The sequence below is a fragment of the Bradyrhizobium sp. SZCCHNRI3052 genome (assembly GCF_032484895.1).
Classification (GTDB): Bacteria; Pseudomonadota; Alphaproteobacteria; order Rhizobiales; family Xanthobacteraceae; genus Bradyrhizobium.
On sequence record NZ_JAUETW010000006.1, the window covers coordinates 134,304 to 160,721 of the forward strand.

Annotated in this window: 27 protein-coding genes and 1 other RNA gene; 13 read left to right on the forward strand and 15 right to left on the reverse strand. The window is 66.1% G+C overall.

Annotation, left to right across the window (positions count from 1 at the left end; translation table 11 throughout):
• Positions 1-787 precede the first annotated feature (787 nt).
• Together QW887_RS18335 and QW887_RS18340 are read left to right on the forward strand one after the other, a co-directional pair.
• The gene (locus QW887_RS18335; protein WP_316169462.1) at positions 788-1,150 is read left to right on the forward strand and encodes a hypothetical protein; all 363 of its coding nucleotides are present in this window, start codon (positions 788-790) and stop codon (positions 1,148-1,150) included.
• A complete protein-coding gene (locus QW887_RS18340; RefSeq protein WP_316194796.1) occupies positions 1,147-3,282 on the forward strand; it encodes a pyrroloquinoline quinone-dependent dehydrogenase in 2,136 nt (711 codons plus the stop codon). The genes QW887_RS18335 and QW887_RS18340 overlap by 4 nt, the downstream gene beginning before the upstream one ends.
• 184 nt (positions 3,283-3,466) lie before the next feature.
• Here QW887_RS18340 and ybgC read toward each other — a convergent pair whose 3' ends face one another.
• From ybgC to QW887_RS18380, 8 genes are all read right to left on the reverse strand, one after another.
• On the reverse strand, positions 3,467-3,916 hold the full coding sequence (gene ybgC, locus QW887_RS18345; RefSeq protein WP_316194797.1) for a tol-pal system-associated acyl-CoA thioesterase: 450 nt from the start codon (positions 3,914-3,916) through the stop codon (positions 3,467-3,469).
• A gap of 80 nt (positions 3,917-3,996) precedes the next feature.
• The gene (locus QW887_RS18350) at positions 3,997-4,917 is read right to left on the reverse strand and encodes a metallophosphoesterase (protein ID WP_316194798.1); all 921 of its coding nucleotides are present in this window, start codon (positions 4,915-4,917) and stop codon (positions 3,997-3,999) included.
• Between the two features lie 84 nt (positions 4,918-5,001).
• Positions 5,002-6,051, reverse strand: a complete 1,050-nt coding sequence (gene ruvB / locus QW887_RS18355) for a Holliday junction branch migration DNA helicase RuvB (protein ID WP_315713926.1) — start codon at positions 6,049-6,051, stop codon at positions 5,002-5,004.
• A complete protein-coding gene (locus QW887_RS18360) occupies positions 6,051-6,500 on the reverse strand; it encodes a hypothetical protein (protein WP_315752621.1) in 450 nt (149 codons plus the stop codon). The genes ruvB and QW887_RS18360 overlap by 1 nt, the downstream gene beginning before the upstream one ends.
• Before the next feature lie 91 nt (positions 6,501-6,591).
• Positions 6,592-7,011 (reverse strand): cytidine deaminase, encoded by a 420-nt coding sequence (locus QW887_RS18365; protein WP_315713925.1) that lies wholly within the window; start codon positions 7,009-7,011, stop codon positions 6,592-6,594.
• A 46-nt stretch (positions 7,012-7,057) separates the two neighbouring features.
• On the reverse strand, positions 7,058-7,675 hold the full coding sequence (ruvA, locus tag QW887_RS18370) for a Holliday junction branch migration protein RuvA (RefSeq protein WP_008961684.1): 618 nt from the start codon (positions 7,673-7,675) through the stop codon (positions 7,058-7,060).
• Entirely contained in the window at positions 7,672-8,199 is a 528-nt protein-coding gene (ruvC, locus tag QW887_RS18375; RefSeq protein ID WP_315713924.1) for a crossover junction endodeoxyribonuclease RuvC, read from the reverse strand. The genes ruvA and ruvC overlap by 4 nt, the downstream gene beginning before the upstream one ends.
• Before the next feature lie 73 nt (positions 8,200-8,272).
• Positions 8,273-9,019 (reverse strand): YebC/PmpR family DNA-binding transcriptional regulator, encoded by a 747-nt coding sequence (locus QW887_RS18380; protein WP_315713923.1) that lies wholly within the window; start codon positions 9,017-9,019, stop codon positions 8,273-8,275.
• Between the two features lie 222 nt (positions 9,020-9,241).
• On the opposite strand from QW887_RS18380, the gene QW887_RS18385 reads away from it, so the two are divergent.
• Positions 9,242-10,990 carry a methyl-accepting chemotaxis protein gene (locus QW887_RS18385; protein ID WP_315713922.1) on the forward strand — a complete coding sequence of 583 codons (1,749 nt, stop codon included), beginning with the start codon at positions 9,242-9,244 and terminating at the stop codon, positions 10,988-10,990.
• A gap of 45 nt (positions 10,991-11,035) precedes the next feature.
• Positions 11,036-12,466 (forward strand): methyl-accepting chemotaxis protein, encoded by a 1,431-nt coding sequence (locus tag QW887_RS18390; protein ID WP_315713921.1) that lies wholly within the window; start codon positions 11,036-11,038, stop codon positions 12,464-12,466.
• A gap of 9 nt (positions 12,467-12,475) precedes the next feature.
• Here QW887_RS18390 and QW887_RS18395 read toward each other — a convergent pair whose 3' ends face one another.
• The 3 genes from QW887_RS18395 to ssrS all read right to left on the reverse strand — a co-directional run bounded on the left by QW887_RS18395 (position 12,476) and on the right by ssrS (position 14,155).
• Positions 12,476-13,300, reverse strand: a complete 825-nt coding sequence (locus QW887_RS18395; protein ID WP_315713920.1) for a TIGR00282 family metallophosphoesterase — start codon at positions 13,298-13,300, stop codon at positions 12,476-12,478.
• Between the two features lies 1 nt (position 13,301).
• The gene (locus QW887_RS18400) at positions 13,302-13,883 is read right to left on the reverse strand and encodes a 5-formyltetrahydrofolate cyclo-ligase (RefSeq protein ID WP_315714372.1); all 582 of its coding nucleotides are present in this window, start codon (positions 13,881-13,883) and stop codon (positions 13,302-13,304) included.
• A gap of 110 nt (positions 13,884-13,993) precedes the next feature.
• Positions 13,994-14,155: non-coding RNA, 6S RNA (gene ssrS / locus QW887_RS18405), on the reverse strand.
• A gap of 1,058 nt (positions 14,156-15,213) precedes the next feature.
• On the opposite strand from ssrS, the gene QW887_RS18410 reads away from it, so the two are divergent.
• Positions 15,214-15,669, forward strand: coding sequence for a DsrE family protein (locus QW887_RS18410; protein ID WP_315713919.1), 456 nt, complete (start codon positions 15,214-15,216; stop codon positions 15,667-15,669).
• Between the two features lie 116 nt (positions 15,670-15,785).
• Positions 15,786-17,033 (forward strand): TAXI family TRAP transporter solute-binding subunit, encoded by a 1,248-nt coding sequence (locus QW887_RS18415; RefSeq protein WP_315713918.1) that lies wholly within the window; start codon positions 15,786-15,788, stop codon positions 17,031-17,033.
• A 318-nt stretch (positions 17,034-17,351) separates the two neighbouring features.
• Here QW887_RS18415 and QW887_RS18420 read toward each other — a convergent pair whose 3' ends face one another.
• Together QW887_RS18420 and QW887_RS18425 are read right to left on the reverse strand one after the other, a co-directional pair.
• The gene (locus QW887_RS18420; protein WP_315713917.1) at positions 17,352-17,993 is read right to left on the reverse strand and encodes a glutathione S-transferase family protein; all 642 of its coding nucleotides are present in this window, start codon (positions 17,991-17,993) and stop codon (positions 17,352-17,354) included.
• 3 nt (positions 17,994-17,996) lie between these two features.
• Complete coding sequence (locus QW887_RS18425; RefSeq protein WP_315713916.1) at positions 17,997-19,265, reverse strand: serine hydrolase domain-containing protein; 1,269 nt, start codon at positions 19,263-19,265, stop codon at positions 17,997-17,999.
• 211 nt (positions 19,266-19,476) lie between these two features.
• On the opposite strand from QW887_RS18425, the gene QW887_RS18430 reads away from it, so the two are divergent.
• Together QW887_RS18430 and QW887_RS18435 are read left to right on the forward strand one after the other, a co-directional pair.
• On the forward strand, positions 19,477-19,680 hold the full coding sequence (locus QW887_RS18430; RefSeq protein ID WP_315713915.1) for a hypothetical protein: 204 nt from the start codon (positions 19,477-19,479) through the stop codon (positions 19,678-19,680).
• 161 nt (positions 19,681-19,841) lie between these two features.
• Entirely contained in the window at positions 19,842-20,228 is a 387-nt protein-coding gene (locus QW887_RS18435) for an ester cyclase (RefSeq protein WP_315713914.1), read from the forward strand.
• Between the two features lie 138 nt (positions 20,229-20,366).
• Here the strand turns inward: QW887_RS18435 and QW887_RS18440 are convergent, their stop codons facing one another.
• Entirely contained in the window at positions 20,367-20,750 is a 384-nt protein-coding gene (locus tag QW887_RS18440; protein WP_284423241.1) for a cell division protein ZapA, read from the reverse strand.
• Positions 20,747-21,097 (reverse strand): DUF4164 domain-containing protein, encoded by a 351-nt coding sequence (locus QW887_RS18445; protein WP_315713913.1) that lies wholly within the window; start codon positions 21,095-21,097, stop codon positions 20,747-20,749. Before QW887_RS18445 ends, QW887_RS18440 begins: the two co-directional genes overlap by 4 nt.
• Positions 21,098-21,365: 268 nt before the next feature.
• Between QW887_RS18445 and tkt the strand changes: the two genes are divergently transcribed.
• From tkt to QW887_RS18470, 5 genes are all read left to right on the forward strand, one after another.
• Positions 21,366-23,351, forward strand: a complete 1,986-nt coding sequence (gene tkt, locus QW887_RS18450) for a transketolase (RefSeq protein WP_316194799.1) — start codon at positions 21,366-21,368, stop codon at positions 23,349-23,351.
• A 213-nt stretch (positions 23,352-23,564) separates the two neighbouring features.
• A complete protein-coding gene (gap, locus tag QW887_RS18455) occupies positions 23,565-24,572 on the forward strand; it encodes a type I glyceraldehyde-3-phosphate dehydrogenase (protein WP_315826029.1) in 1,008 nt (335 codons plus the stop codon).
• Positions 24,573-24,676: 104 nt separating this feature from the next.
• A complete protein-coding gene (locus QW887_RS18460; protein WP_315713910.1) occupies positions 24,677-24,820 on the forward strand; it encodes a hypothetical protein in 144 nt (47 codons plus the stop codon).
• A gap of 26 nt (positions 24,821-24,846) precedes the next feature.
• Positions 24,847-26,037, forward strand: a complete 1,191-nt coding sequence (locus tag QW887_RS18465; protein ID WP_315713909.1) for a phosphoglycerate kinase — start codon at positions 24,847-24,849, stop codon at positions 26,035-26,037.
• A gap of 46 nt (positions 26,038-26,083) precedes the next feature.
• Positions 26,084-26,335 carry a hypothetical protein gene (locus QW887_RS18470; RefSeq protein ID WP_315713908.1) on the forward strand — a complete coding sequence of 84 codons (252 nt, stop codon included), beginning with the start codon at positions 26,084-26,086 and terminating at the stop codon, positions 26,333-26,335.
• Positions 26,336-26,418 lie beyond the last annotated feature (83 nt).

A 26,418-nucleotide genomic window follows, 5' to 3' on the forward strand; every position in this document is an offset into this window, starting at 1 on the left:
AACGCGCGAGGCCCCCCCGGCCACGGTCTGATTGAGCGGCAGTCCGTCTGGCGGGTCAGCGCAGCGCGATCCGCCCGGCGGCCTCTCCGATGCGCCTTGCGCAGCGGGATCAGGCTGCATGCAGATCGGACCGGCCTGGATCTGCCCGTAGGCGCCGCGAGTCCGTCCCGCATGTTGCTCCGCGGAGGACGGTGCGGGACGGGATCGCTAGGCAACTCGGATCAAGCCCATCTGACTCAGCGACGCGAGGGGGAGCGGCAATCACTGCGAGCATGCCAAAGGCTGCGACGTTGGCCCCCACGTCCCTCGTCGCAGCCGCCTTCGGCTGAAAAAGCCTATTCTCGGAGAAGATGCTCGCCGTCTGGATCATCGACTTTTTGCGCGCTTACGGGTTCGGACGCCGTTTCCGATATTTCACGATTGCGCCGATGCGAGCGACAACAGCCCGGAGTTCCGTGCTCCTGGGTTCCTCACTTCCCACCCGGCGAACTGGTGGCTTCTGACTCGGGGCTCGAAGGAGAAGAAGTAGCGACCTCCGCGGCCGATCGAGGCCCGTTTGGTATTGAGCTGCGGATTGTCTCACGCCCCCCGCTATACCGACAGTGCCAGAGATACTCCGCCATGCGCCGAGGAATTGGGTTGGCAAACCGGATGGGGGCCCTTCTCGGCCCCGAACGGGTACGGATGCGGCGCGTGGAACCCCTGCTTCGACGAGACATTCTTTTCTCGTCCGTTGAATCACCGCCGCTGCCCCGCGCTCGTCGGCCATGAATCTTGGAGCGTTGACTTGACCTCATTTGAGCAGAGGCCGCTCGGCCCGATCATCATCCTCGTGGCAGCCGCCGCCGGCACGCTGCTCGGCCTCTACGACTACCTAGCTCCTTTGACCGGGGTCACTGGCGCCCCGGGCGCGTTGCTCGTCATCGGATCCAGTCTGGCACTCGTCGTCGACGCCTTCATCCTGTGGTTTGGTCGAAGCGGGTGGCTCTTCTGGGTGCTCTGGTCCCTCGGGCTGCTCGGCGCGCTCGGCACAATAACCGCCGCCTGCTTTCTGCATGCGTGGTGGCTGGCGGCGGCCACGGTCGTCGCACTCGTCGGATTGATTGTGACGCTTGCCGTCCCACCCCAGCCAAGAAGAGCCGTGGCATGAGAATCCGTTCATTCTGCCGTAGCGCCCCATTTGCGGCGCTCACGCTGGCGGTCATGGTCGCGCTGCCGCCGGCGATTGCACAGAACGACACTGCTCATCCGGCTGCCACCCCCGGAAGCATTCCAGGCCCAGAGCAGCATGGGCCTTCGAGCACTGGCTCGGAGCAGCCCCACGGCAATGCCGGTCGCGCATCGTCAGCACCGGGCAACGAGCAATCGGGAGCTGCCGACGCAGGCGCTCAGCGGCCGTCCGGCAGCTTGCCCACGCCGAAGCCGATCCCGCTCGTCCCGACCCATGCCGTCTGGAATACGTTTCACGGTCAGCTCAATGCCCAGAAGTACTCTCCTCTGCCCCAGATCACAGCCGACAATGTCCGATCGCTGGTAAAGGTGTGGGAGTATCACACCGGCGACGTTTCGGATGGATCGGGCAAGCTGCCGACCAGCGTCTGGTCCGCCACGCCGATCTTTGCCAATGACACGCTCTACATCGGCACGCCGTTCTATCGCGTTGTTGCGCTGGATCCCGGGACGGGCAAGGTCAAATGGACCTTCGACTCCAAATCGACGCTCAAGGCTTTGACCCAGCCGGCGCTGAAGAACCGCGGGGTCGCCTATTGGGAGGCGGCGAATCCCGTCGCGGGCCAGCCGTGCCAGAAGATCGTCTATCTCGGCACCATGGACGCGCAGCTCTTTGCCATGGACGCGGATACTGGCAAGCTCTGTCGTGATTTCGCGAATGGCGGCGTCCTCAACGTCGACCAGTGGAACGACGTGAACAACAAATATCCGCTTTCGTTGCTTCAGCCGCCGACGGTCGCGGGCAATCACGTGATCCTGGGCTGGGCCGGCAAGGACTGGGCCTATGCTGAAGCACCGCCCGGCACCGTATTCTCGCTCGATCCGCAAACGGGCAAGCGACAATGGTCCTTCGCCACGCTGCCGCCGAAGATCGCGTCCCGCACCGGCACCGCCAATGTGTGGACGGGCATGTCGGTCGACGAGGGACTGGGATTGGTCTATCTCCCGGTCTCCAGCCCCTCCCCGAACTACTGGGGCGGCAACCGCACCGAGCCGATCCCGTTGGCTACATCGACAACGGCCCTCAACCTCGAAACCGGCGAGGTCGTTTGGTCTCGCCAGTGGGTGCACCATGACATCTGGGACTACGACATCAACTCCGCGCCGACGTTGATGGACATCACCGTCGATGGGAAGCAGATCCCAGCGCTGATGCAGGCAACCAAGATGGGGTTCCTCTTCGTCGTCGACCGACGCACTGGCAAGGACGTCTGGCCGATCGAGGAGCGCAAGGTGCCTGGTGGCGACGGCTCGATCCAGGGCGAAATCTACGCGCCGACGCAGCCGTTTCCGATCAGGCCGGCGCCGCTGCTCGACCAGTCGAAGAAGCCTCCCATCTGGTGGGTCGCCGACGCCCTCGGGCTCGGCCAATGCTCGAGGCTCTGGAAGAGCCTCAATTACGCCGGCATGTACTCGCCGCCGACTCACAAGGACAGCGGCGTGCTCGCCTATCCCGACTCGGCCGGCGGCGTGCAATGGGGCGGCGTAGCCTTCGATCCGCGCGGCAAGACCGCGATCGTCAACTTCTCGCACGTGGTGCAATCCATCAAGCTCTACCCCCGGAAGGAATATGAGCAGCGCGCAGCCGGCTCGGGCAACGAGCAAGGCTTCTATCCTCAAGAGGGTGCGCCATACGGCATGTCACTCGACAACGCGCTGAACTGGCTCGGCATGCCCTGCTGGAAGCCGCCATTCGGCGAGATCGCCGCCATCGACATGACCACAGGTGACATCAAATGGCGCCGTCCCATCGGCGCCTCCCAGAAGTGGGGCTTCTACATGCCGGAGTCGATGGGATCGGTGACGATCGGCGGCCCGGCGGTTACGGCCGGAGGCGTGATCTTCATCGGAGCCTCGATGGACGCCAAGGTGCGGGCCTACGCGCTGGCCGACGGCAAGGAGCTCTGGTCCGACATCGTCCAGGCTCCCGCGGTCGCCAATCCCGCCGTCTATGAGTACAAAGGCCGCGAATACGTGGCCTTCATCGCGGGCGGCAACACGATCCTCAAGGACCAAGTCGGCGATCAGGTCGCCGTCTACGCTCTACCGTAGTGCGGCGGTGCTCGCCAGCTGGCTTGCGCTGAACCGGAGCGGAATGGCTTCCGTGCCTACGCCGCGGCGATACAGCTGCCGTCGCATTCGCTGCGCAAATGGCGCGGCCGACTGGACCGCGGCGAGGTCGCGATCGCCGGCGGGCGCATCCTCATCCCTCCGCCCGCCCACCGTTAGGACGTCTTTAGGCGAGGTCCGCCTTCATCAGGTCGCGCAGCGCTTTCGGTATGGGCTGCGCCCTGCCGCCGCTGATGAACGCAACTCTCACGTCGGCCTTGACGAGCACCTCCTCGCCGCGCCTGACCTCCTGCGCCAGCGTGATCGACGCGCCCTTCACCGCCACGGGCCAGGTGACGACGTCGAGCACGTCGTCCATACGGGCCGGCCGCAGGAAGTCGAGCGTCATCGAGCGCACCACGAAGGCGAAGCCCGGGGCTTCGCTTGCCGCCTCCGCGAACAGCGCGTGCTGCTCGGCGCCCATCAGCCGCAGATGATTGGTGCGGCCGCGCTCCATGAAGCGGAGGTAGTTGGCGTGATAGACGATTCCGGAGAAATCCGTGTCCTCGTAGTAGACCCGCACCTGCATGTGGTGGCGGCCGTCGCGGATCGCGCCGTCGAGATGTTGTTGGGTCAAGGGAAGCCCTCGATAGCCGGAAATGGCGATCGTTTCGCCCAGTTCAACGGCCAGCGCAAGAGCAGGCCAGCAAGAGCCGGCTAGGACGTCACCTCGACGGGTTCCCTGCCGACGGTGACCAGCACGATCTCCGGCGGCATGCCGATCCGGACTGGCATGATGCTGCAGCCGAGGCCGCCGGAGACGATCACGTCGCATTGGGTGCGGATGTGGCCGTAGGCCAGATTGACGCCATTGCGCGCGGGAACGGCCGGAGACCAGCCGAGCACGCGGATCTGGCCGCCATGCGTATGCCCCGACAGCTGCAGCGCCACGCGTGGTGGCACCCGGAGCGCGACGTCGGGCTCGTGCGCCAGCAGAATTACCGGGGCGCTGTCCGTCACCTTGCGCAGCGTCCCTGCGAGATCATCGATGCCGATCCGCGGCATCGGCCGGAAGCGCCGCGCTGGCATGTAGGCCAACTGATCGCCGAGGCCGGCAAGCCAGAAGGCATGGCCATTCTTGGTGAGACGCACGACGTCGTTCTCGTAGACGGGAATACCGGCGGCCTCGAGCGCCTTCTGGGCATACGGCGCGCCGCGGCCGTCGCGCTGCACGGTTCGATCATCCCAATAATCATGATTGCCCAGGATGGCGTGCACGCCCAACGGCGCCTTCAGGCCGCCGAGCACCGGCGCCCAGGCATCGGCGTCGATGCGTCCGATGTGATGACGATGACCGGCGACGTAGTCGCCGAGCAGAACGATCAGATCCGGCTGCAGCGCGTTGGTTCGCTGGACGATCCCGTCGATATGAGCGAGCGACATCCAGGGATCGCAGGCATGGATGTCGGCGATGGCCGCGATCTTCAGTCTTAGCCCAGCCGGCCAGTTGCGTGGATGGATGTGATAGTCGGTGACGCCCAGGCGGAGCGGCTCGACGCCGACGCCGTAAGTCGCGGTCGAAAAACCGGTGGCGGCAAGACCGCCTGAGAATGACAGAAAGCGACGGCGTGACAGCATCGATAAACTCCTCGCAGCGGCTCCCTTCTCCCCGATCATTGCAACCGATTTCGGGTGCGTCTGTGCAGATTGTCAGCAGTTTCGTTAATCATCGTCCTCGCTGCCGAACAGACCGAACTGGCCGGGATCGCGGTTCGAGGGCTCGGCCAGGCCGAGATGCCTGAACGCGTGCGACGTCAGCAGCCGGCCGCGCGGCGTACGCTGCAGATAGCCGCATTGGATCAGATACGGCTCGATGATGTCCTCGATGGCATCGCGCGGCTCCGACAAAGCTGCCGCCATGGTCTCGACGCCGACCGGCCCGCCGCCGTAGTTCAGCGCGATGGTCGAGAGATAGCGCCGGTCCATCGCGTCCAGCCCGGCGGCATCCACTTCGAGCGCGCTCAGCGCGTGATCGGCGATGGCGCGATCGATCGCACTGGCGTTGGCGGCCGACGCGAAGTCGCGCACGCGGCGCAGCAGCCGGCCGGCGATCCGTGGCGTGCCACGGGCGCGCCGCGCGATCTCGTTGGCGCCGTCGGCGGTCATGCCGACCCCGAGCACGCGGGCACCGCGCGTGACGATGCCTTCGAGCTCCTCCACCGTGTAGAAGTTCAGTCGGATAGGAATGCCGAACCGGTCACGCAACGGATTGGTCAGCAGGCCTGCGCGCGTCGTCGCGCCGACCAGCGTGAACTTCGACAGGTCGATCTTGACCGAGCGGGCCGCGGGGCCTTCGCCGATGATGAGATCGAGCTGGAAATCCTCCATCGCCGGATAAAGGACCTCCTCGACCGCCGGGCTGAGACGATGGATCTCGTCGATGAACAGCACGTCGCGCTCTTCGAGATTGGTCAGCAGCGCGGCGAGATCGCCGGCCTTGGCGATGACCGGGCCCGAGGTGGCGCGGAAGCCGACGCCGAGCTCACGCGCCACGATCTGCGCCAGCGTCGTCTTGCCAAGTCCGGGCGGACCGACGAACAGCACATGGTCGAGCGCCTCGCCGCGCTTGCGCGCCGCCTCGATGAAGATCGAGAGGTTGGCGCGCGCCTGCTGCTGGCCGACGAACTCCGACAGCTGCTGCGGACGCAGCGCAGTGTCGCCGACATCGTCGGAGCGCCGCTCCGGACTGACCATGCGCGCCGGCGGCTTCATCATCGTTCACCCGCCGGCAACTGCTGATGATCTAGTGGAAACGACATCTTTGAAACATACCATGCGCAAATTAGCTCGGCAGGAGTAACAACCATCGTCCAGTAGAGCAGCTTCTGGACATCGCTCGGCACGAGCCGGTCACAACAGTCCACGATATCCCTGTAGGTGATGGTCAGGGCAGCCACAGGAATCACGAAAAACAAAGCGAACGGCCACGAAATCCGCTTCGAGAATGAAACCTGAAGAGCCGCCGCTGTGGCAACGAACAGTTGCGCGGGTAGTATCCAGGCAAGACTGAGCGCGAACGCAGCAAATAGGTCAACGACCGCACCCTCTCGAGGGCGTTCGACCTGCAAGAGCAGCGGTCCGGTCAGCCATATCACGGGAGCTGAAATCAGCGTACCTCCGAGCAAGAAGATTGCGAATACGCGCGGCGTCCTAAAATTCATCCGGATTGCTCCGAAGTCAGGACCGCAGTGGGCGCAGACTGCCAACGGACGGTGTCCGCCCGCTGCCCGGTCAATCTGCGCGCCGGCGGCTTCATTCGTTGCCGCGCCTGTATTTGTTTGGCAGCAGTTCGCCGATGGTCACCGCCGCAGGCCCCTTGCCGTTCGACGGCACGATGACGCGCGCCTTGGCATCATAGTCGTGGATCAGCTCGCGGCAGGTGCCGCAGGGCGAGACCACGGCGACCTCGCCGGGCTCGCCGGGCTTGGGATGGCGCACCGCAACGATGGTCTCGATGCCGTGGTCGCCAAACTCGGTGATGGCGCGGCCGATCGCGATGGCCTCGGCGCAGACAGCGTTGCGGCCGAGATAGGCATCGATGTTGACGCCGGTGATGATGCGGCCGTCGCGCGTGCGCATGGCGGCGCCGACCTCCTGCCAATCGTTGCGATAGCGGCTCTTGACCGCTGATGCGGCCGCCTCGATCAGCTCCTTGTCCTTCTTGCTCACCATGGGGGAAACGGATGTCCTTCTGCTCGCCCGGCCGGGCGACGATTGCCTATTTCGCCAGCTCCTTGAGGCCGAGGCGAATGAGTTGCGCGGTCTCGGCCTTGTCGCCGGCCGCGCGTGACGCGGCGGCAATGGCGGCAGCCGCCTGCGGCTGGCCATAGCCGAGATTGATGAGCGCGGAGATCGCGTCCGCGATCGGCTGCGGCGCGCGGGATTCTTCGATGGCGCCGGACAGCCTGACGACACCGGGATCGACATCGGCGAACGCCGGCGCCTTGTCCTTGAGCTCGGTGACGATGCGCTCGGCGACCTTGGGACCGACGCCCGGCGTTCGCGCTACCGCGGCCTTGTCGCGCAGCGCGATCGCATTGGCGAGGTCTGCCGGCGGCAGAGTGCCTAGGACCGCGAGGGCGACCTTGGCGCCGACGCCCTGCACCGTCTGCAAAAGGCGAAACCATTCCCGTTCGACATCCGAGCGAAAACCGAACAGCTTGATCTGGTCCTCGCGCACATAGGTCTCGATCGACAATGTGGCGGCTTCACCGGGCGACGGCAAGGCCTGCAGCGTCCGCGCCGAGCAGTGCACCTGATAGCCGACGCCGCCGACGTCGAGGATGACGAAATCCTCCGCGTAGGAATCGATCAGCCCCTTGAGCTTGCCGATCATAGCCCGGCCACCTTCATACGCAGCGCCTGGCCCTGGCGGTGATGGGCGTGGGTGATGGCGATGGCGAGCGCGTCCGCCGCGTCGGCCGACGGCGGCTCGGCCTTCGGCAGCAGGATCTTCAGCATCACCGCGATCTGGCCCTTGTCGGCATGACCGGCGCCGACCACGGTCTTCTTGACCTGGTTGGGGGCGTATTCGGCGACCGAAATTCCGAACATCGCCGGCGCCAGCATGGCGATGCCGCGGGCCTGGCCGAGCTTCAGGGTGGCGACGCCGTCCTTGTTGACGAAGGTCTGCTCGACCGCGGCTTCCATCGGCGCGAACCGGCCGAGCACCGCCGATAGCCCCTCATGGATCGCCAGCAGCCGGCTCGCCAGCGGCAGATCATCGGGCGGCTCGACCGAGCCGCAACCGACATAGATCAGCCGGTTGCCCTCGCTCTCGATCACGCCCCAGCCGGTGCGGCGGAGGCCGGGATCGATCCCGATGATGCGGATTGCTGCGCGAATCGGCTGGGCTTTCATGGATTAGAGATAGCCTCGCGCCGCACCGATGGAAACATAAACGGAACGCACGAACGACGTGGTTGAGCGTCCGTCAACCGCTCATCTTCGCCATCAGGGCGTCCGAGATTTCGAAATTGGCGTAGACGTTCTGGACGTCGTCGTGTTCGTTCAGGAGGTCCATCAGCTTCAGCAGCTTCTCGCCGGTCTCGTCGTCGACGGCCACCGTGTTCTGCGGCTTCCAGGTCAGCGCCGCCTTGCGCGGCTCGCCGAACTTGGCTTCGAGGTTCTTGGCGACTTCATGGAAACTGTCCGGCGAGGCATAGACCTCGTGGCCGCCCTCGCCCGAGATCACATCGTCGGCGCCGGCCTCGATCGCGGCGTCCAGCACGGCATCGTCGGAGGCGACGCTGCGGTCGAATTCGATGATGCCGACGCGGTCGAACATGAACGAGACCGAGCCGGTCTCGCCGAGGTTGCCGCCTGATTTGGTGAAGAAGGAGCGGATGTCGGACGCGGCGCGGTTGCGGTTGTCGGTCAGCGCCTCGACGATGACGGCGACGCCGCCCGGGCCGTAGCCCTCGTAGCGGATCTCGGCATAGTTGTCGCCCTCGCCGCCGAGCGCCTTCTTGATGGCCCGCTCGATGTTGTCCTTGGGCATGTTCTCGGCCCGGGCGGCGACCACGGCGGCGCGCAGCCGCGGGTTCATCGCCGGATCGGGCGTGCCGAGCTTGGCGGCGACGGTAATTTCGCGCGCCAGCTTGCCGAACAGCTTGGACTTCATCGCATCCTGCCGGCCCTTGCGATGCATGATGTTCTTGAATTGGGAATGGCCGGCCATGCGAGGTCTCTTGCAATCGTAGGGGATCAGGTGGGGAAGCGCGGCCTTATAGGCCGGGAATCGTCAAAATCAAAGATTTGAGGTAGTTTCAGGGTGGCTGCCCCCTCCTCGGAGAGCCAGTTGGCTGCCCCGCACCATAAGCCAAATGTTAACCATGGCTTCACAGTCAAGTGCAACGATGCCGCCCCTCTGCACCTTTTCACCCGCACCGGGGCCTACCCCATGGCGTTTGGTTTCTTTGCAAGACGAGCCTCTGCGCCCGAGCCGGTGGCCGAACCGAAGCCGGTGGCCGCGCCGGAGCCGCTGGCGTCGTCGGATGCCGATTCGGCCAAGGCCATCCTCGACCTGCTGGAGCTGGAACTCGGCGGCATGATTCGCCAGCTGGAGCGCGCCGCCGATGCGGTCGCCAGCGGCGCCGAGGCGACGGCGGGGACGCTGACGGACATTCGCCAGCGCGCCGATGCGCTGAGCGGACGCAGCAGCACCGCGCAAGGAACGGCGGCGACGTTCGCCCACGCCGCAGAGAAGGTGACCCAGTCCGCCCACGGTATCCGTGCCCAGGTCCAGGACGCCGGCCAGCTCGCCGACCAGGCCAGCGCCGCCGCCTCGGAAGCCCGGGCCAACGTCGACCGCCTGCGCGAATCCTCGGCGGCGATCGGCAACGTCGTCAACCTGATCTCCCAGATCGCGCGCCAGACCACCTTGCTCGCGCTCAACTCGACCATCGAGGCCGCCCGCGCCGGCGAGGCCGGCCGCGGCTTCGCGGTGGTGGCCACCGAGGTCAAGGCGCTTGCCGTCCAGACCCAGAACGCGACCGAGGAGATCACCCGCAAGATCGAGGCACTGCAGAAGGACGCCGCCGGCTCGGCCGAGGCCGTCCACCGCATCTCCCAGGCGATCGAGGCGATCCGCCCCGTCTTCACCAACGTCAACGGCGCCGTCGCCGAGCAGAACCAGACCACCGGCGAGATGTCGAACAATGCGGCCCAGGCCTCGCAGTTCATATCCTCGGTGGTCGACAGCGCCGCAGACATCAGCAACGCCACCCAGCAGGCCGAGAGCTATGGCGAGCGCGTCACGAACGCCGGCCGCGCCGTGACCATGTACGCCCAGAAGCTGAAGGCGCGCTGCGCCGTGCTGCTGCGGCAGGGCGATCGGCCCGTGCGCAGCGGCAGCGAGCGTCTGCCCTGTCACCTCAAGCTCGAGATCAAGTCGGGCGCACGCACGATCGGTGCGCCGGTCTATGAGATTTCCAACGACGGCCTTCTGATCACCGGCCCGGATGCGAGCCGCCTGCCCGTGAACGAGCGTCTCGACGCCGTGCTGGAGGACGTCGGTCCGTGCCGCCTGCGCGTCACCGAGCAGGTCAAGGCCGGCGCCCAGGCGCGGTTCGATGCGCCAAGCGCCGAGCTGCGCGAGAAGATCGAGGACAAGCTCTGGGCGCTGCATGAGGAGAACAACGAGTTCGTCACCCGCGCCATGGAAGCCGGCACCGAGCTGAACCGGATGTTCGAGAGCGCCGTTGCGCGCGGCGAGATCACGCTCGAGGACATGTTCGATACCAACTATGTCGAGATCCCCGGCACCAATCCGCAGCAGCACCGCAGCCGGATCCTCGACTGGGCCGAGCGCGTGCTGCCGTCGTTCCAGGAGGCCTTCCTCGCCAAGGACCAGCGCATGGCGTTCTGCGTCGCGATCGACCGCAACGGCTATCTGCCGGTGCACAACCGGATCTATTCGCATCCGCAGCGGCCGGGCGATACGGCCTTCAACACCGCCAACAGCCGCAACCGCCGCATCTTCAACGATCCGGCCGGGCTCGCGGCAGGCCGCAACCAGCGGCCCTATCTGATCCAGAGCTACGCGCGCGACATGGGCAACGGCAACACCATCATGATGCGCGAAATCGACGTGCCGATCCGGGTTCGCGGCCGGCACTGGGGCGGCTTCCGCACCGCCTACAAATTGTGAGCCAAGCCGTGATTTTCTGATCCTTTCAAGCCCGGGAGTCTGGACATGTCGGTCGCGCAACGCGCCATTCTGGAAAGTCACGACGCGCGCACCGGCGCCGAACGGCTGATGGACGAGATCGCCGACCGCATCGGCGGTCTCGGCGTCGAGCTCGCCGATGTCGCCGGCAACGTCCAGGAGGTCGCCAACCGCGTCAGCTACCAGTCGCAGCGGTTCGGGCATCTCCAGGCCACCGCCAAGACCATGGTCGCGGCCAATCACGACATCGCCACCGCCTCGCAGGCGGTGCAATCGGCCACGACCGCCGCGGTCGGCGACATCGCCCAGTCGCGCAACGTGGTCGACACCGCGGTGCGGCACATCGCCGAATTGGTCGAGTCCGTCGAGCGCATCGAGCAGCGGCTCGGCTCGGTCGGCGATGCGCTGTCGCAGGTCGCCAAGGTCTCGGTCGCGATCGAGGCGATCGCCAAGCAGACCAACCTGCTGGCGCTGAACGCAACCATCGAGGCGGCCCGTGCCGGCAGCGCCGGCCGGGGCTTCGCTGTCGTCGCAAGCGAGGTGAAGTCGCTCGCCGAGGCGACGCGGCAGGCCACCCAGGAGATCGGCGATACCCTGCGCGGGCTCGACTCGCAGGTGAAGAGCCTGCTCGGCGAGAGCGGCCAGGCCTCCTCCCGCGCCAAGACCGCGGGTGAAGGCGCCCAGCAGATCGGCGGCATCATCGTCCGCGTCCAGGACGGCTTCACCAGCGTCGGCCAGGAGATCGACGGCGTGGCGAAGGCCGCGACCTCCAACCTCGCGCATTGCGACGCCGTGATCAGCGAGCTCAACGAGCTCGCCAAGGGCGTCGACCAGTCCTCGGTCGAGCTCAAACAGGCCGACAGCCGGATCGCCAAGCTGCTCGATCATTCCGAGGCGCTGATCGGGCTGATCGCCGAGAGCGGCGTACAGACCGCGGACGCGCCGCTGATCAAGACCGTCGTCGACACCGCCCGGCAGATCTCAGCGACCTTCGAAACGGCGATCGACCGCGGCGAGATCACGCTCGCCGACCTGATGGACGAGAGCTATCGCGAGATCCCCGGCACCAATCCCAAGCAGTACATGACGCGCTACGTCGAATTCACCGACCGCGTCCTGCCGGCGATCCAGGACCCGATCCAGGGCAGCGATCCGCGCATCGTGTTCTGCGTCGCCTGGGCGCGCGGCGGCTACCTGCCGACGCACAATCCGAACTACCGCAAGCCGCAGGGGCCCGATCCGGTCTGGAACAACGCCAACTGCCGCAACCGCCGGCTGTTCGAGGACCGCGCGGTGAAGAAGGTCGCCGCCGCCAGCAACAAGCCGTTTCTGCTGCAGACCTACCGCCGCGACATGGGCGGCGGGCAGTTCGTGCTGATGAAGGACCTCTCGGCGCCGATCTTCATCAAGGGCCGGCATTGGGGCGCGTTCCGGATGGGTTTTCGGCTCAAGGCCTGATCCAGGCTCTCATCCTCCCCAGAACGAAGGCTTCGCCGGCGACAGCCGGCCGCCGATGCGCACCGGCGCGATCTTGATCGCAAGCCCGGTGCCGTTGTCGGTCTCGACCGCCACGCCGCTCAACGTCGCCTCGCCGGAGGCCGGCTCGAAGCGCGCCGACGGGATGCCCGACTGGAAGCGGCGCAGCGGCTCGTCCTTCTGCATGCCGATGATGGAGTCGTAATCGCCGGTCATGCCGGCATCGGTCATGTAGGCGGTGCCGCCGGGCAGGATCTGGTGATCGGCCGTTGGCACATGCGTATGGGTGCCGACGACGAGGCTGGCGCGGCCGTCGCAGAAATAGCCCAGGCCCTGCTTCTCGCTGGAGGCCTCGCAATGCACGTCGACCACGATCGCATCCGCCGCCTCGCGCAGCGGGCAGGCGCCGAGCTCGCGGCCGACAGCCGCGAACGGGTCGTCGAACGGCGTCATGAACACGCGCCCGAGCACGTTGACCACCAGCGCGCGGGCGCCGTTCTTGGCGTCGACCAGCGCCGCGCCACGGCCGGGCGTGCCCGCCGGATAATTCGCAGGGCGCACCAGGCGCGGTGCGCGCTCGATGAACACCAGCGCCTCGCGCTGGTCCCAGGAGTGGTTGCCGAGCGTGACCGCGTCGGCGCCGGCGTCGACCAGCTCCTGATAGATCGCCTCGGTGATGCCGAATCCGCCGGCCGCGTTCTCACCATTGACGATGACGAGATCGAGCGCCCAATCGCGGATCAGGCCTGGCAGGTGGTCCGAGACGGCGCTGCGGCCGGCCCGGCCGACGACGTCGCCGACGAAGAGAATTCGCAACTCAATTGCTCCGGAAATCCAAGGTCTCGCGCTCGGTTAGCACATAATCCAGCGCCGCGTCGTGGGCCAAGGCCGGGATCGCCTCGGTTTCCTGCACGGCAAAGCCGAGGCCGACGCCGATGAGGTGATGCGATTTACGCAAGTGCGAGAAGGTGTAGTCGTAGTAGCCGCCACCGTAACCGATGCGATGGCCGGTGCGGTCGAAGGCGGCGAGCGGGACCAGCATCACGTCCGGCACCAGTTCGGCCGCAACAGGCGACGGCTCGGGGATACCGAGCGAGCCCAATGTCAGCCGATCACCCGGCGACCACGCCCGGAAGGAGAGCGAATGGCCGCGCGCCAGGATGACCGGCAGTGCCAGCCGCGCACCCTTCGCCGCCAGCACGCGCATCAGCGGCACCGGATCGAGCTCGTTGCGAATCGGCGCATAGCCCGAGACCACCTGGCCCGGCTCCAGCGCGAAGGGGAGCCCGCGCGCCGCGATGGCCTGCGCGGCGGCGCTGCGCGCCTCGTCGCTCAGCGCGTCGCGCGCGGCGAGGGCTGCAGCTCGCAGCTGCTGCTTGGTGTGCTGGACGGCCTTCATCGGCATGCGGCGGGATCTCCGTCAAGAGCTCGCGGACGCGGGCACTCCAACGTTCTCAGAAACGCAGCAGGTCGGCAATCAAGGGGACAGAACAGAGGGAGAGAGACAAGCGCGAAGCCGCAATCGCCGTTGAAACGCTCGATCCCGGAGTTCCCTACGAAAGTAGGTGGGCACCATATGTCCAGGTCCACGGACCTGGCCAGGGACAGTTCCCTAAAGGATCGATAAGGCCCCGGGGATATGTTGGTTCCGGACGCGCGTCGCAGCCTCGCTGACGCAATGTAACCATGGCGGGGTGATTTTGCCAGCGGTGGAAGCGGATTGACGCGCGCTGCCGTTGTCCAACCTCGGCGTCGTCGCCCGGCTTGACCGGGCGCCCCCGTACGCCGAGGCAGCAGTGGTTGAGCCGACAGGCCGCGGCGTACCGGATCGCCCGCTTTTCGCGGGCGATGACAGTTGTCGGGTGGTAGGAGCCGGGCCGAACACGGCAGAGCAGATCAGAATAGGCATGGCATCGCGTCCTCGTGGCGCTCGGCGTCCGAGTTGTTCATTTGGCTCGCCCTCTCGACACAGAGGGCACAGGGAAGGCCGGGCGTCGGCTGACGCCCGTGGCCCGCCTGCGTAAAAAATGCAGGCGGCAGGTACCACAGGTGCAGCCGGAAACACCCGGCCTTCCCTGCGCGACGGTTTGAACGGCTGCTTCGCGATCTCCCTGGTGCGCCGGGCTTGTTGGCCACCATGCGCGACAACGCGCTTGCGCGCGTTGCGCGGGACACCAGCATCGGGGTGTCAGGACCACGCGACTTGACCGTACGTGCATCGCCGTTCGTCCGCGCGATCAACTCACGCTGCGGCAATCCACGCCCATCGCATCCCACTGCCAACGCCTCGTGACGGTCGCGACACGCCCCTCATGCGGCAGCAGGACGAGCGGAAGCATCCGCCTGATTTGCCCGACACGGCAAGCCATGCGGCCTGCGACATCGTAACGCGACGGGCAGTCTGCGCATGATCGACATGCGCGGTTTGCCCGTCGTGCAGTTTACGACGTGCATCTGCTCCCGTGCCGCCAGCTCAACATTCCGCCGTCGTCCCGGCCTCGCGCGCCCTTGCGCCGAGGCAATTCAGGATCTCTCCGCAGATGCAGCCTGGATTGCTTCGCCTCGCCACTGCGCTCGCAATGACGCCGTGGTGATGACGGCGCTCCCGCGGCAGCGCCGCGTCGGCAGCGCATAGTCTTGCCACGATTCAGGCTCATCGACTTGGAGCTGAGGTTGTGGCAGATCATGCCTACATCCCAATGCCCTGTATCGTACATTGGAGTCCTGGCATGCGCTTCGATCTCAAAACCGTCACGGCCGCCTGCGCGCTACTGATCGCGTCGGCTGCTGCGAGCCTCGCCGCCGACGTCAAGATTCATCGCGTCTCGATCCAGGTCGATCAGAACGATCCGGCAATCATGAATCTGGCGCTGAACAACGCCACCAACATCATGGAGACGTTCAAGGAGAAGGGCGAGGAGGTCGAGATCGAACTCGTCACCTATGGACCCGGGCTGAACATGCTGCGCGAGGATACCTCGCCGGTGAAGGACCGGCTCAAGCAGATCGCCGAGCTCAGCTTTCCCGCCAAGATCAAGTTCTCCGCCTGCAACATCACCAAGCGCGGCATGGAGAAACGCGAAGGACATCCGATTGCGATCGTCGCCGAAGCGAGCCTGGTGCCATCGGGCGCGGTGAGGCTGATGGAACTGCAGGAGAGCGGCTGGAGCTATCTGAAACCTTAGGTAGTTTCTGCCCCAAAACTGCCAGCTTTAGGGCTCATTGAGATACGACCTTGGATTGAGCTGTGTCATCAGTCTGCTCGGGGGATGGCGAGCAGACGCGATCGGGGACTAGTCACATGCACAGAGTACTCGCCCGGCCGGCGCTGCTGGCGCTGGCAACGCTTTCGGCTGCCTTGCTCACCCCCGTCGGCGCGGTGCTTGCGCAAGGGCAGTCCGCCGCTCCGCTCTCGATCAAGCCTGCGCGCGCGTCGGAACGGCGGGCCGTCGAGCCTCGGGTCTCCGAGACCCGCGCCCCCGAGCCACGGAGCGCCTCGGACGAAGCCGCCATCAAGACGCGCATGAACCAATGGACCGTCGGCCTGGCCGCGGGCCTGCCCGACGGCGGCTTCGTGCGCTTCGCCAGCGAGATGGCGCGGACCATGGACGACGGCGACAACATGCGCCTGATCCCGATGGTGACGCGCGGCACCACCTCGAACATCGCCGACCTGCTCTATCTGCGCGGTGTCGACGTCGCGATCACCTATGCCGATGCATTCGACTTCTATGCCAGGCAGGCCGGCCTTTCCAATATCAACGACCGCATCCGCTACGTGCTGCGCTTCTTCATCTCCGACGTGCACATCTATGCGCGCGAGGAGTTCAAGTCGCTGCAGGACCTGAAGGGCCAGAAGGTCGCGGTGGGCACGGCGGGCGTGGCCGCCGCCCACACCGGCCCACTGATCTTCCGGCGCCTCGGCATCGACATCGAGCCGGTCGCGGTCGGTGGCCCCGTCGCACTGGAGAAGCTGCACAAGGGCGAGATCGCCGCGATGGTGTATGTCGCCTCCAAGCCCGGCGAACTGTTCAGCGGCAAGAAGGCGGATCCTGGATTCCACTTCGTGCCGGTGCCGTACACGCAGCAATTCTCGGACTTCTATTATCCGACCAGCATCAAGGCCGACACCTATCCAGGGCTGGTCGCACCCGACACCGCCGTGGAAACCATCGCCGTGCCGTCGGTGCTGGCCGTCTACAACTGGAAGCCGGGCAGCGACCGCGCCGACCGCGTCAACCGCTTCGTCGACACGCTGTTCACCAACCTCGCGCGGCTGCAGCAGCCGCCGTTCCATCCGGGCTGGAAGGATCTCAATCTCGAGGCCCAGGTGCCGGGCTGGCAGCGCTATCCGTATGTCGACGCCGTGCTGGAGCGGATGAAGAAGGAGGCCAATGTCGGCCTGCCGCCCGCCGCGGCCGGCAGTCTCTCGCAGCAGGAGCGCTTCGATGCCTTTCTCGAATCGCAGGCCAAGGCGCCGACCTCGAAGGCGGAGAAGGAGGAGCTGTATCGCTCCTTCCTGGACTGGAGCCGCAAGCGGCAGAAGTGAGCAGGCGATGGGCTGATGACAGCGGGCGAGGTGGTGGGCTGTCGACCATAAGTTCATTTGCATTCTCGCCCTAACGCTGGCGTGTTGCGAGAAGCTGAAAAATAGTGGGACGAGACATGGCGGCTCGGACAGTCTGCTCCCTCTCCCCGTTCTCACGGGGAGAGGGTTGGGATAAGGGGCCGACGCACGGGGAGTGCACGTGGTGAGACCTGTCCCCCCTCACCCGGATTGCATCTCACGATGCAATCCGAGCTCTCCCCGCAAGCGGGGCGAGGTACACCGAGCAAGCCGCCAAAGCGATCTTCCGACCCGCGACGATCAGCTCAACAACAACGCCATCCCCGGATCCCCCTTGGCCATCGCGCGCTGATAGGCCGGGCGCGCAGCGATGCGGGCGAGATAGGCGCGGATGTTGGGGAAGGGTCCGAGATCGTAGGGCAGGAAGTAGCGCATGGTGGTGAGCGAGAAGACGGTCATGATGTCGGCGGTGGTGAGCGCGTTTCCCGCGAGATAATCCGCCTCGCCGCAACGCGCCTCGACCAGCGCGAAGGCACGGTCGAGCCTCGCCCTGATGGCGCCGAGAACCGGATTGTCGTCGGGCAGATGCAGCCGGTTGAGGATCATCAGTCGGCCCATCGCCGCCTGCAACGTACCGTTGGCGAAATGAAGCCAGTAGAGGAACGGCGCGAAGCTGGGATCATCAGGCCCAGGCCGCAAGCGGTCTTGGCCGTAGGTCGCGGTGACGTAGTCGACGATCGCGCCGGATTCGGCGAGCACGAGATCGCCATCGGTGATCACGGGCGCCGCGCCGATCGGATGCAGCGCCTTGTACTCGGGCGGCGCCAGCATCGTCCGGGCGTCGCGCGTGTAGCATTTCAGTTCGTACGGAATTTCCAGCTCCTCGCAGAGCCAGACGATACGTTCGGACTGCGACTTGCCGAGGTGATGAACCGTGAGCATGCGCTATTTCACCATCGCGCCATAGACGATGTCCTGCACCTGCTCGCGATAATATTTGCGCAAGTCCCCGGGCGCCGCCGTGCCGACCACGACGACGAGACGCTCCCTGGGATCGCAGAAGAACTGCGTGCCATAGGCGCCGTTCCAGCTGAACTCACCGGGATTGCCGGGCACCGCCGACAGGCCCTCGCTGACGCGCACGGCGACGCCGAGCCCGAAGCTGAAGCCGGCGCGATGCGGCTCCACATTGGCGACGGTGTTCTTGATCTCGGGCCCGAGATGGTTGGAGGTCATGTGGTGCACCGTCTTCGGACTCAGGATGCGCGCGCCGTCGAGCTCGCCGCCATTGAGCAGCATCTGGCCGAAGCGGACGTAGTCGCCGATGGTGGCGAACGAGCAGACGCCGCCGCAGTCCGACTTGGTCGGCGTGTCCAGCAGCTTGATCGCCTGCGGCTTGCCGGTCAGCGGATTGTTCGGAAACGGATGCGCCAGCCGCGGGCGCTGTGCGTCGGTCGGCGCGAACGTCGCATCGGCCATGCCGAGCGGCTTCCAGAGATTGGCCGACAGATATTCGCCGAGCCGCTGCTCGCTGACCTTCTCGATCACGGCGCCGAGCACGTCGATGGAGAAGCCGTATTCGAACTGCGTGCCGGGCTGATGCGCCAGCGGCAGCTTGGTGATGCGCTCGATGAACGCCTGGGTGTCGCCTTCGATCGCAGGCGCGGTGCCGTCGGGATAGAGCCGCGCCACCGCGCTCGAGCTGTCCGGCCGGCCGCCATACATCAGGCCCGAGGTGTGGCGGTAGAGATCATGGATCAGGATGGGGCGGGCCTGCGGCACCAGCAGCAGCGCTCCGTTTTCCTGGGTGACGCCGACCTTCATGTCGGCGAATGCCGGATAGTAGTCGGCGAGCCTGGCCTGCAGCGGCAGCCGCCCCTGCTCCATCAGCATCAGCCCGCCGACCGCAGTCAACGGCTTGGTCATCGAGGCCAGGGCGAAGATCGCGTCGAGCGGCATCGGCGTGCCCTTGACCGGATCGAGCTGGCCGTAGGCCTTGTAATGCACGAGCTTGCCGTCGCGCGCGATCGCCACGACCGCGCCGGGCACGCGCTTGGCGGCGATCTCGCGGGCGAAGAAATCATCCATGCGCGCGAGACCCGCCGGCGAGAAGCCGACCTCGTCGGGCTTGGCTTCGGGCAGCGGCGCGGCCGCGAGCTGCGTGATGATCATGGTGAAGGCTGTGGCTACGGCCGCCTTGAGCAGCGTCTTCATGGGCACTCCCTGATGCGCGGACGATCCCGTTTGTCGCCACGGGATTCAATGGCTCCGCCTGGACAATGAGTAGAGGACACAGGGAGGAACGACAAGCGGTCGCAACACGATCGCATCGCGATGACGTGATCGGCCTCGCTGCCGCACAACGGCGTATCCGCGCGACCAATCGGAGGGAGACGGGCGAGACCGCTGACACGCGAGATCACGCATGCTGAGGACGATCGGACTCATCCTTCACACGCTCTGGGCCATTTGTACGCTTGCGACCGGAGCCTTCGTCGGCGCAGCCGTCGGCTTTCACTATCATGGCTGGATCGGCGCCATTGTCCTCGGCGTCATCGGCCTGGGCGTCGGTAGCCTGGCGGCGGCCTACCCGCTGGAGACGATCGCGACGCTGTTGGAGGGTCTTTGACGCGAGGGCCATGTAGCCCGCATGAGCGAAGCGACGCCCGGGAAAGCGCGGGCACCGAGATGGTCTCGGATATCGCTGACCTTCATTGAGGCTACGGGCTGGGAACCGCCATGCCGGCCCCGTGTTGTTCGATGCAACGCGTTCGTCCAAACAGCCGCGCCATGACCGGACCCGAGCTCGCCAATCACTATCGCGGCTATATCGTGTGCCTGAATGCGCAGGCTTGGCCGCAGCTCGGCGATTTCGTGCACGAGCACGTCGTTCACAACGGCCGGCAGCTCGGACTCTCCGGCTATCGCGACATGCTGATCGGAAACTTCGCCGACATTCCCGATCTCCGTTTCAACATCGGCCTGCTGCTATCAGACCCGCCCCGCGTCGCGAGCCGGCTGTACTTCGACTGCACGCCATCCGGCGAATTTCTCGGGCTCGCCATCGACGGCCAGCGCGTCGCCTTCACCGAGAACGTGTTCTACGAATTCCGCGAGCGCAAGATCGTGGAGGTGTGGTCGGTCATCGACAAGGCCGCAATCGAGGCGCAGCTGTGAATGCGAACGCGTGGCGGCACCAGCCGCCCCAATGGGCTCAAGGCCGGGACGACACCTTGGATGAGGCGGCAGGTCAGACAATCGCTGATGGAGAGACCCACAACACGATGATACGTTGTCGCGAGGGCTTGAATCGTCTCACCCGATCGCCACACCACCGCCGATGGTGCGGTTCAGCACCTGTGTGGTGCGCTCGATGCGCTCGGCGGCGGCGTTCAGCGCCTTCGCCACCGCGACCTGCGTGGCACGGGCGCGGTCGCTGGCCTGGTTGCGGACGTTGCGCAGGCCTTCGAGCTCCTGCTCCAGCACCTGGACGCGCTGATTGGCATCGATCAGCTCATCGCACACGGTGAGCGCCGCCATCACGGTGAGTCGGGCGTCGCCGATCTCGCCGAACTTGCCGCGCAGATTGGTGATGCGCGTCTCGAGACTCTCCGCGAGCTTCAGCAGCCGCAGCTCCTGGCCCTCCTCGCAGGCCATGCGATATTGACGGCCGTTGATGGTGACGTTGATGTGGCTCATTCCTCGTCCTCATCATCATGCGCGGCGTCCTGCCCGTCGCCACCAGCGAGCACCGCGCGGATCGTGCCGATCGCGGTGTCCAGGCGTTCGGCGATCTCGCGGTTGGTGCGCTCGAGCCGGCGCGTCTTCATCAGGGAGCCGTCGAGCTCGTCGGCGAGACGCGAGCGGTCGGCGCCGAGCGCCTGGATGCGCGTCGCCAGCTCGTCCTCGTCACGATCCGCCTCGCGCCGCCGCTCGACCGCGCTCTCCAGCGCGTCGAGGGCCGTCATCAGTCGCCGCGTCGCCGCCTCGAGATCGGCGGCGCCGGGTTCCACCTGGCCGGTAAGATTGGCAGGGTGATCGTTCATGGCACGGATGCGAGGCCCTCGGAGCAAGCGGGATGCGACAAAAGCGCTGTCCGGCAAGCGGTTACGGGCAAAATCTTACGTGGTGGGCGAGCCAAGCGCAACGCTCGGCCGAAACTATGCACTACTAAGCAACTTTTGGGAGGTTCCCGGCGTTGCAGAACCTTTGATTCCCGGAACCGAGGTGCTAATCAGCCCGCAAAATCCCGGCCCGCCAGCAATACCGGCGGCGCTCCTGTCATCAGCATTTCACGTTTGGACGGATTCCAGCATGACGCAGGTCGATCATTCCCGCATGGCCAACGCCATCCGCGGGCTCGCAATGGACGCCGTCGAGAAGGCCAAATCGGGCCATCCCGGCCTGCCGATGGGCGCGGCGGACGTCGCCACCGTGCTGTTCACCCGCGTGCTGAAATACGATGCCGCAGCGCCCGCCTGGCCGGATCGCGACCGCTTCGTGCTGTCGGCCGGCCACGGCTCGATGCTGCTCTATGCGCTGCTGTATCTGACCGGCAACGAGGAGATGACGCTCGACCAGATCAAGCGCTTCCGCCAGGTCGGTTCGCTCACCCCCGGCCATCCGGAGAATTTCCGCACCAAGGGCATCGAGACCACCACCGGGCCGCTCGGCCAGGGCATCTCCACCGCGGTCGGCATGGCGCTGGCCGAGAAGATGCTAGCTGCCGAATACGGCAAGAAGATCGTCGACCACCACACCTATGTGCTGGCCTCGGACGGCGACCTGATGGAGGGCATCTCCCAGGAAGCGATCGCGATGGCCGGGCACTGGAAGCTCAACAAGCTGATCGTGCTGTGGGACGACAACGGCATCTCGATCGACGGCCCGCTGTCGATCGCCGACTCGGTCGACCAGGTGAAGCGCTTCAAGGCGTGCGGCTGGGCCGCCGAGCTGATCGACGGCCATGATCCCGAGGCGATTGCGGCCGCGATCGCGCGGGCGCAGAAGTCGTCGAAGCCGTCGCTGATCGCCTGCAAGACCACCATCGGCTACGGCGCGCCGACCAAGGCCGGCACCTCCAAGGTGCATGGCGAGGCGCTCGGCGCGGAGGAATTGAAGGGCGCCAAGGAGAAGCTCGGCATTTCGCAGGAGCCGTTCTCCGTGCCCGACGACGTGCTCGCCGCCTGGCGCGAGGCCGGCCGCCGCGGCGCAACCGCACGGGCGGAGTGGGAGACCCGGCTCGGCGAGATGGGCCCGCGCAAGCGCGCCGAGTTCGAACGGCGGCTGCACCACGAGCGGCCCGCCGCGCTGGCGAAGGCGCTGAAGGACCACAAGAAGGCGCTGCTGGAGACCCCGCTCAACGTCGCCACCCGCAAATCGTCGGAGGCCGCGATCGAGGTGATCGCAGCCGCCATGCCGTTCGAGTTCGTGGCCGGCTCCGCCGACCTCACCGGCTCCAACAACAACAAGGCGAAGTCGGCCGTCTCGTTCTCGGCCAAGACGCCGAAGGGCCGCTTCATCCATTACGGCATCCGCGAGCACGGCATGGCCGCCTGCATGAACGGCATCTTCCTGCATGGCGGCTTCGCGCCGAACGGCGCCACCTTCCTGGTGTTCTCGGACTACGCGCGCGGTGCTATGCGCCTGTCGGCGCTGATGGGCGCGGGCGTCGTCTATGTGCTGACGCATGATTCGATCGGCCTCGGCGAGGACGGCCCGACGCACCAGCCGGTCGAGCATCTGGCGGCGCTGCGCGCGATCCCGAACATGCGCGTGTTCCGGCCGTGCGACGCGGTCGAGACCGCCGAATGCTGGGAGCTGGCGCTGAACCGCACCAACGGCCCGACCGTGCTGGCGCTGACGCGGCAGAACCTGCCGCAGCTGCGCACCAATGCGCCGGCGGACAACCCCTGCAGCCGGGGCGGCTACGAGCTCGTCGCCGCGCAGGGCGAGGCCAAGGTGTCGCTGTTCGCGACCGGCTCCGAGGTCGAGATCGCCGTGGCGGCGCAGAAGCAGCTCGCCGAGCGTGGCATCCCAGCCCGCGTCGTCTCGGTGCCGTCGCTGGAGCTGCTGCTCGAGCAGCCGGCCGAAGCCAGGGCCAAGATCATCGGCAATGCTCCGGTCAAGATCGCCATCGAGGCCGCGGTGCGCTGGGGCTGGGATGCGGTGATCGGCCAGGACGGCATCTTCATCGGCATGCATTCGTTCGGCGAGAGCGGCCCGGCCAAGGAGCTCTACAAGCATTTCGGCATCACCGCCGAGGCGGCTGTCGCGGCGGCCGTACAGCGGCTGGCGTAAAGCCCGCTCGATCCTGCGCGGCGGTTCACCAAATCAGGAGCGCCGCGCGAACATGATTCGCGACGGTTGAGCGAGCGCAAAAAAAGGACTACGTAAGGGCCATATCGTCCGCTCGCGCCCGGCAGAACCGGGCGTCAACAGGTCCAAACCCTCGTAGAGCCCTTGCCAGGGGCCGGCTGCGAGGGACGAGAAACGTCATTGAAGGAGACGAAAATGGCAGTCCGGGTCGGGATCAACGGGTTTGGCCGCATCGGCCGCAACGTTCTGCGCGCCATCGCGGAATCGGGTCGCAAGGACATCGTGGTGGTCGGCATCAACGATCTCGGCCCGGTCGAGACCAACGCCCACCTGCTGCGCTTCGACAGCGTGCACGGCCGCTTCCCCCATACCGTGACCGTCGACGGCGACACGATCGATATCGGCAACGGCAAGATCAAGGTCACCGCCGAGCGTGATCCGTCGAAGCTGCCCTGGAAGGACCTTGGCGTCGACATCGCGCTGGAATGCACCGGCATCTTCACCTCCAAGGACAAGGCCTCCGCGCATCTGACCGCCGGCGCCAAGCGCGTGCTGGTCTCGGCCCCGGCCGACGGCGCCGACGCCACCATCGTCTACGGCGTCAATCACACGACGCTGACCAAGGATCACCTCGTCGTCTCCAACGGCTCCTGCACCACCAACTGCCTGGCGCCGATCGCCAAGGTGCTGAACGACACGGTCGGCATCGAGACCGGCTTCATGACCACGATCCACGCCTACACCGGCGACCAGCCGACGCTCGACACCATGCACAAGGATCTCTATCGCGGCCGCGCGGCGGCGATGTCGATGATCCCGACCTCGACCGGCGCGGCCAAGGCGATCGGCCTGGTGCTGCCCGAGCTGAAGGGCAAGCTCGACGGCGTCGCGATCCGCGTGCCGACGCCGAACGTCTCGGTGGTGGATCTCAAGATCGTCGCCAAGCGCAACACCGACCCGAAGGAGATCAACGAGGCGATGAAGCGCGCCGCCGAGCAGGAGCTCAAGGGCGTGCTCGGCTACACCACCGCGCCGAACGTCTCGATCGACTTCAACCACGATCCGCACTCCTCGACGTTCCACATGGACCAGACCAAGGTCATGAACGGCAACCTCGTGCGCGTGATGTCCTGGTACGACAACGAGTGGGGCTTCTCCAACCGCATGGCCGACACCGCCGTCGCGATGGGCAAGCTGCTCTAACTCTCGCCCAGTCATTCCGGGGCGCCTTGCAGAGAGGCCCCCGGAATCTCGAGATCCGGGTGCGGTCCTGCGGACCGCCCCGGAACGACGGCTGAGGAAGCGCGATGACCCTTCCCAACTGGCTTGGAATCCCCGGCGCGCTGCTGCTGATCGGCCTGATTGCCTATGGTTTCCGCCAAGGCATGCGGGTGACGACGAAGCAGGAAGGCGATCCGCCGGAAAACACCAACGGCTACAATCAGCCCTGATAGTCCCTCGTTCAACGGTGGCTTCAATGAAACAATTCCGCACCCTCGACGACGTCGACGTCAAAGGCAAACGCGTGCTGCTGCGCGTCGACCTGAACGTGCCCATGGAGAATGGCCACGTCAGCGATGCGACGCGCCTGGAGCGCGTCGCGCCGACCATCAATGAGATCGCGACCAAGGGCGGCAAGGTCATCCTGCTCGCGCATTTCGGCCGGCCGAAGGGGCGCGATGCCAAGGACTCGCTGAAGCCGGTCGCCACTGCGCTCTCGCAGGTGATCAAGCGTCCTGTCGCCTTTGCCGACGATTGCATCGGCGAGCCGGCGGCGACCGCCATCGCCGCGATGAAGGACGGCGACGTGCTGTGCCTGGAGAACACGCGCTTCCACAAGGAGGAAGAGAAGAACGATCCGGCGTTCGTCGCCGAGCTCGCCAAGCTCGGTGACATCTGGGTCAACGACGCCTTCTCCGCCGCGCACCGCGCCCACGCCTCGACCGAGGGCCTCGGCCACAAGCTGCCGGCCTATGCCGGCCGCACCATGCAGGCCGAGCTCGACGCGCTCGACAAGGCGCTGGGACGGCCGGCCAAGCCGGTCATCGCGATCGTCGGCGGCGCCAAGGTCTCCACCAAGATCGACCTGCTGGAAAACCTCGTCACCAAGGTCGATGCGCTGGTGATCGGCGGCGGCATGGCCAACACCTTCCTGCATGCCCAGGGCGTGCAGATCGGCAAGTCGCTGGCTGAGAAGGATCTCGCCGCCACCGCGCTCAGGATCATGGAGAAGGCCGAGGCCTCGAACTGCGCCATCATCCTGCCGGTGGATGCCACCGTCTCCTATCACTTCGCGGCCAACTCGCCGTCCTTCGCCTATGGCCTCGACGCCATCCCGCCGGACAGCATGATCCTCGACGTCGGCCCGCAATCGACCGCCCGCATCCATGCCGCGATCGACGACGCCGCGACGCTGGTGTGGAACGGTCCGCTCGGCGCCTTCGAGCTGACCCCGTTCGACCGCGGCACGATGGTCGCCGCCAAGCACGCGGCCGAGCGCACCAAGGCCAAGAAGCTGGTCTCGGTGGCCGGCGGCGGCGATACCGTCGCCGCGCTCAACCAGGCCGGAGTTGCTTCGGACTTCACCTATGTCTCGACCGCCGGCGGCGCTTTCCTGGAGTGGATGGAAGGCAAGCCGCTGCCGGGCGTCGAGGTGCTGAAGATCTGATTTCTCGAACGTTGTCGGCCATGGATGTTTCCGTTATGTTCCATCCATGGTCGAGACTCCGACAGACCATTCGATCCTGATCAAGATCCAGGAGAGCATTGCTGCGCTCCGGACAGAGGTCGGACAGTTCAGGCTGGATAATCGAGCCGAGCACGAGCGCATGGAAGCCTTGATCCGCAGGCAGCGTCGGGACTCTGCCGGCATGCTGGTGATGATGCGCGCGGCCGCCGGTGACTTAGACGTGCGTGTCACCGAGGTCGAGGAACGCATCACCGCTCTTGAAGCCAGGAAGACCTGATCTCCCATCGTTGAGCTACCGGCAACGCGCCAGCCCTACGCGCTAACCCTAGACGTATCCTGACCGCCTCCTCCTCCAGGCTG

Bases quoted from the DNA above. Each gene is read 5' to 3' on its own strand.
- QW887_RS18385 (WP_315713922.1), top strand. From the start codon at position 9,242: ATGGCGTTTGGTTTCTTTGCAAGACGAGCCTCTGCGCCCGAGCCGGTG.
- QW887_RS18340 (WP_316194796.1), top strand. From the start codon at position 1,147: ATGAGAATCCGTTCATTCTGCCGTAGCGCCCCATTTGCGGCGCTCACG.
- ruvA (WP_008961684.1), bottom strand. From the start codon at position 7,675: ATGATCGGCAAGCTCAAGGGGCTGATCGATTCCTACGCGGAGGATTTC.
- QW887_RS18415 (WP_315713918.1), top strand. From the start codon at position 15,786: ATGCACAGAGTACTCGCCCGGCCGGCGCTGCTGGCGCTGGCAACGCTT.
- QW887_RS18420 (WP_315713917.1), bottom strand. From the start codon at position 17,993: ATGCTCACGGTTCATCACCTCGGCAAGTCGCAGTCCGAACGTATCGTC.
- QW887_RS18390 (WP_315713921.1), top strand. From the start codon at position 11,036: ATGTCGGTCGCGCAACGCGCCATTCTGGAAAGTCACGACGCGCGCACC.
- QW887_RS18360 (WP_315752621.1), bottom strand. From the start codon at position 6,500: ATGAATTTTAGGACGCCGCGCGTATTCGCAATCTTCTTGCTCGGAGGT.
- QW887_RS18410 (WP_315713919.1), top strand. From the start codon at position 15,214: ATGCGCTTCGATCTCAAAACCGTCACGGCCGCCTGCGCGCTACTGATC.
- QW887_RS18350 (WP_316194798.1), bottom strand. From the start codon at position 4,917: ATGCTGTCACGCCGTCGCTTTCTGTCATTCTCAGGCGGTCTTGCCGCC.
- ruvB (WP_315713926.1), bottom strand. From the start codon at position 6,051: ATGAAGCCGCCGGCGCGCATGGTCAGTCCGGAGCGGCGCTCCGACGAT.
- gap (WP_315826029.1), top strand. From the start codon at position 23,565: ATGGCAGTCCGGGTCGGGATCAACGGGTTTGGCCGCATCGGCCGCAAC.
- QW887_RS18430 (WP_315713915.1), top strand. From the start codon at position 19,477: ATGCTGAGGACGATCGGACTCATCCTTCACACGCTCTGGGCCATTTGT.
- QW887_RS18380 (WP_315713923.1), bottom strand. From the start codon at position 9,019: ATGGCCGGCCATTCCCAATTCAAGAACATCATGCATCGCAAGGGCCGG.
- QW887_RS18435 (WP_315713914.1), top strand. From the start codon at position 19,842: ATGACCGGACCCGAGCTCGCCAATCACTATCGCGGCTATATCGTGTGC.
- QW887_RS18365 (WP_315713925.1), bottom strand. From the start codon at position 7,011: ATGGTGAGCAAGAAGGACAAGGAGCTGATCGAGGCGGCCGCATCAGCG.
- QW887_RS18445 (WP_315713913.1), bottom strand. From the start codon at position 21,097: ATGAACGATCACCCTGCCAATCTTACCGGCCAGGTGGAACCCGGCGCC.
- QW887_RS18400 (WP_315714372.1), bottom strand. From the start codon at position 13,883: ATGAAGGCCGTCCAGCACACCAAGCAGCAGCTGCGAGCTGCAGCCCTC.
- QW887_RS18470 (WP_315713908.1), top strand. From the start codon at position 26,084: ATGGTCGAGACTCCGACAGACCATTCGATCCTGATCAAGATCCAGGAG.
- QW887_RS18425 (WP_315713916.1), bottom strand. From the start codon at position 19,265: ATGAAGACGCTGCTCAAGGCGGCCGTAGCCACAGCCTTCACCATGATC.
- tkt (WP_316194799.1), top strand. From the start codon at position 21,366: ATGACGCAGGTCGATCATTCCCGCATGGCCAACGCCATCCGCGGGCTC.
- ruvC (WP_315713924.1), bottom strand. From the start codon at position 8,199: ATGAAAGCCCAGCCGATTCGCGCAGCAATCCGCATCATCGGGATCGAT.
- QW887_RS18465 (WP_315713909.1), top strand. From the start codon at position 24,847: ATGAAACAATTCCGCACCCTCGACGACGTCGACGTCAAAGGCAAACGC.
- QW887_RS18460 (WP_315713910.1), top strand. From the start codon at position 24,677: ATGACCCTTCCCAACTGGCTTGGAATCCCCGGCGCGCTGCTGCTGATC.
- QW887_RS18440 (WP_284423241.1), bottom strand. From the start codon at position 20,750: ATGAGCCACATCAACGTCACCATCAACGGCCGTCAATATCGCATGGCC.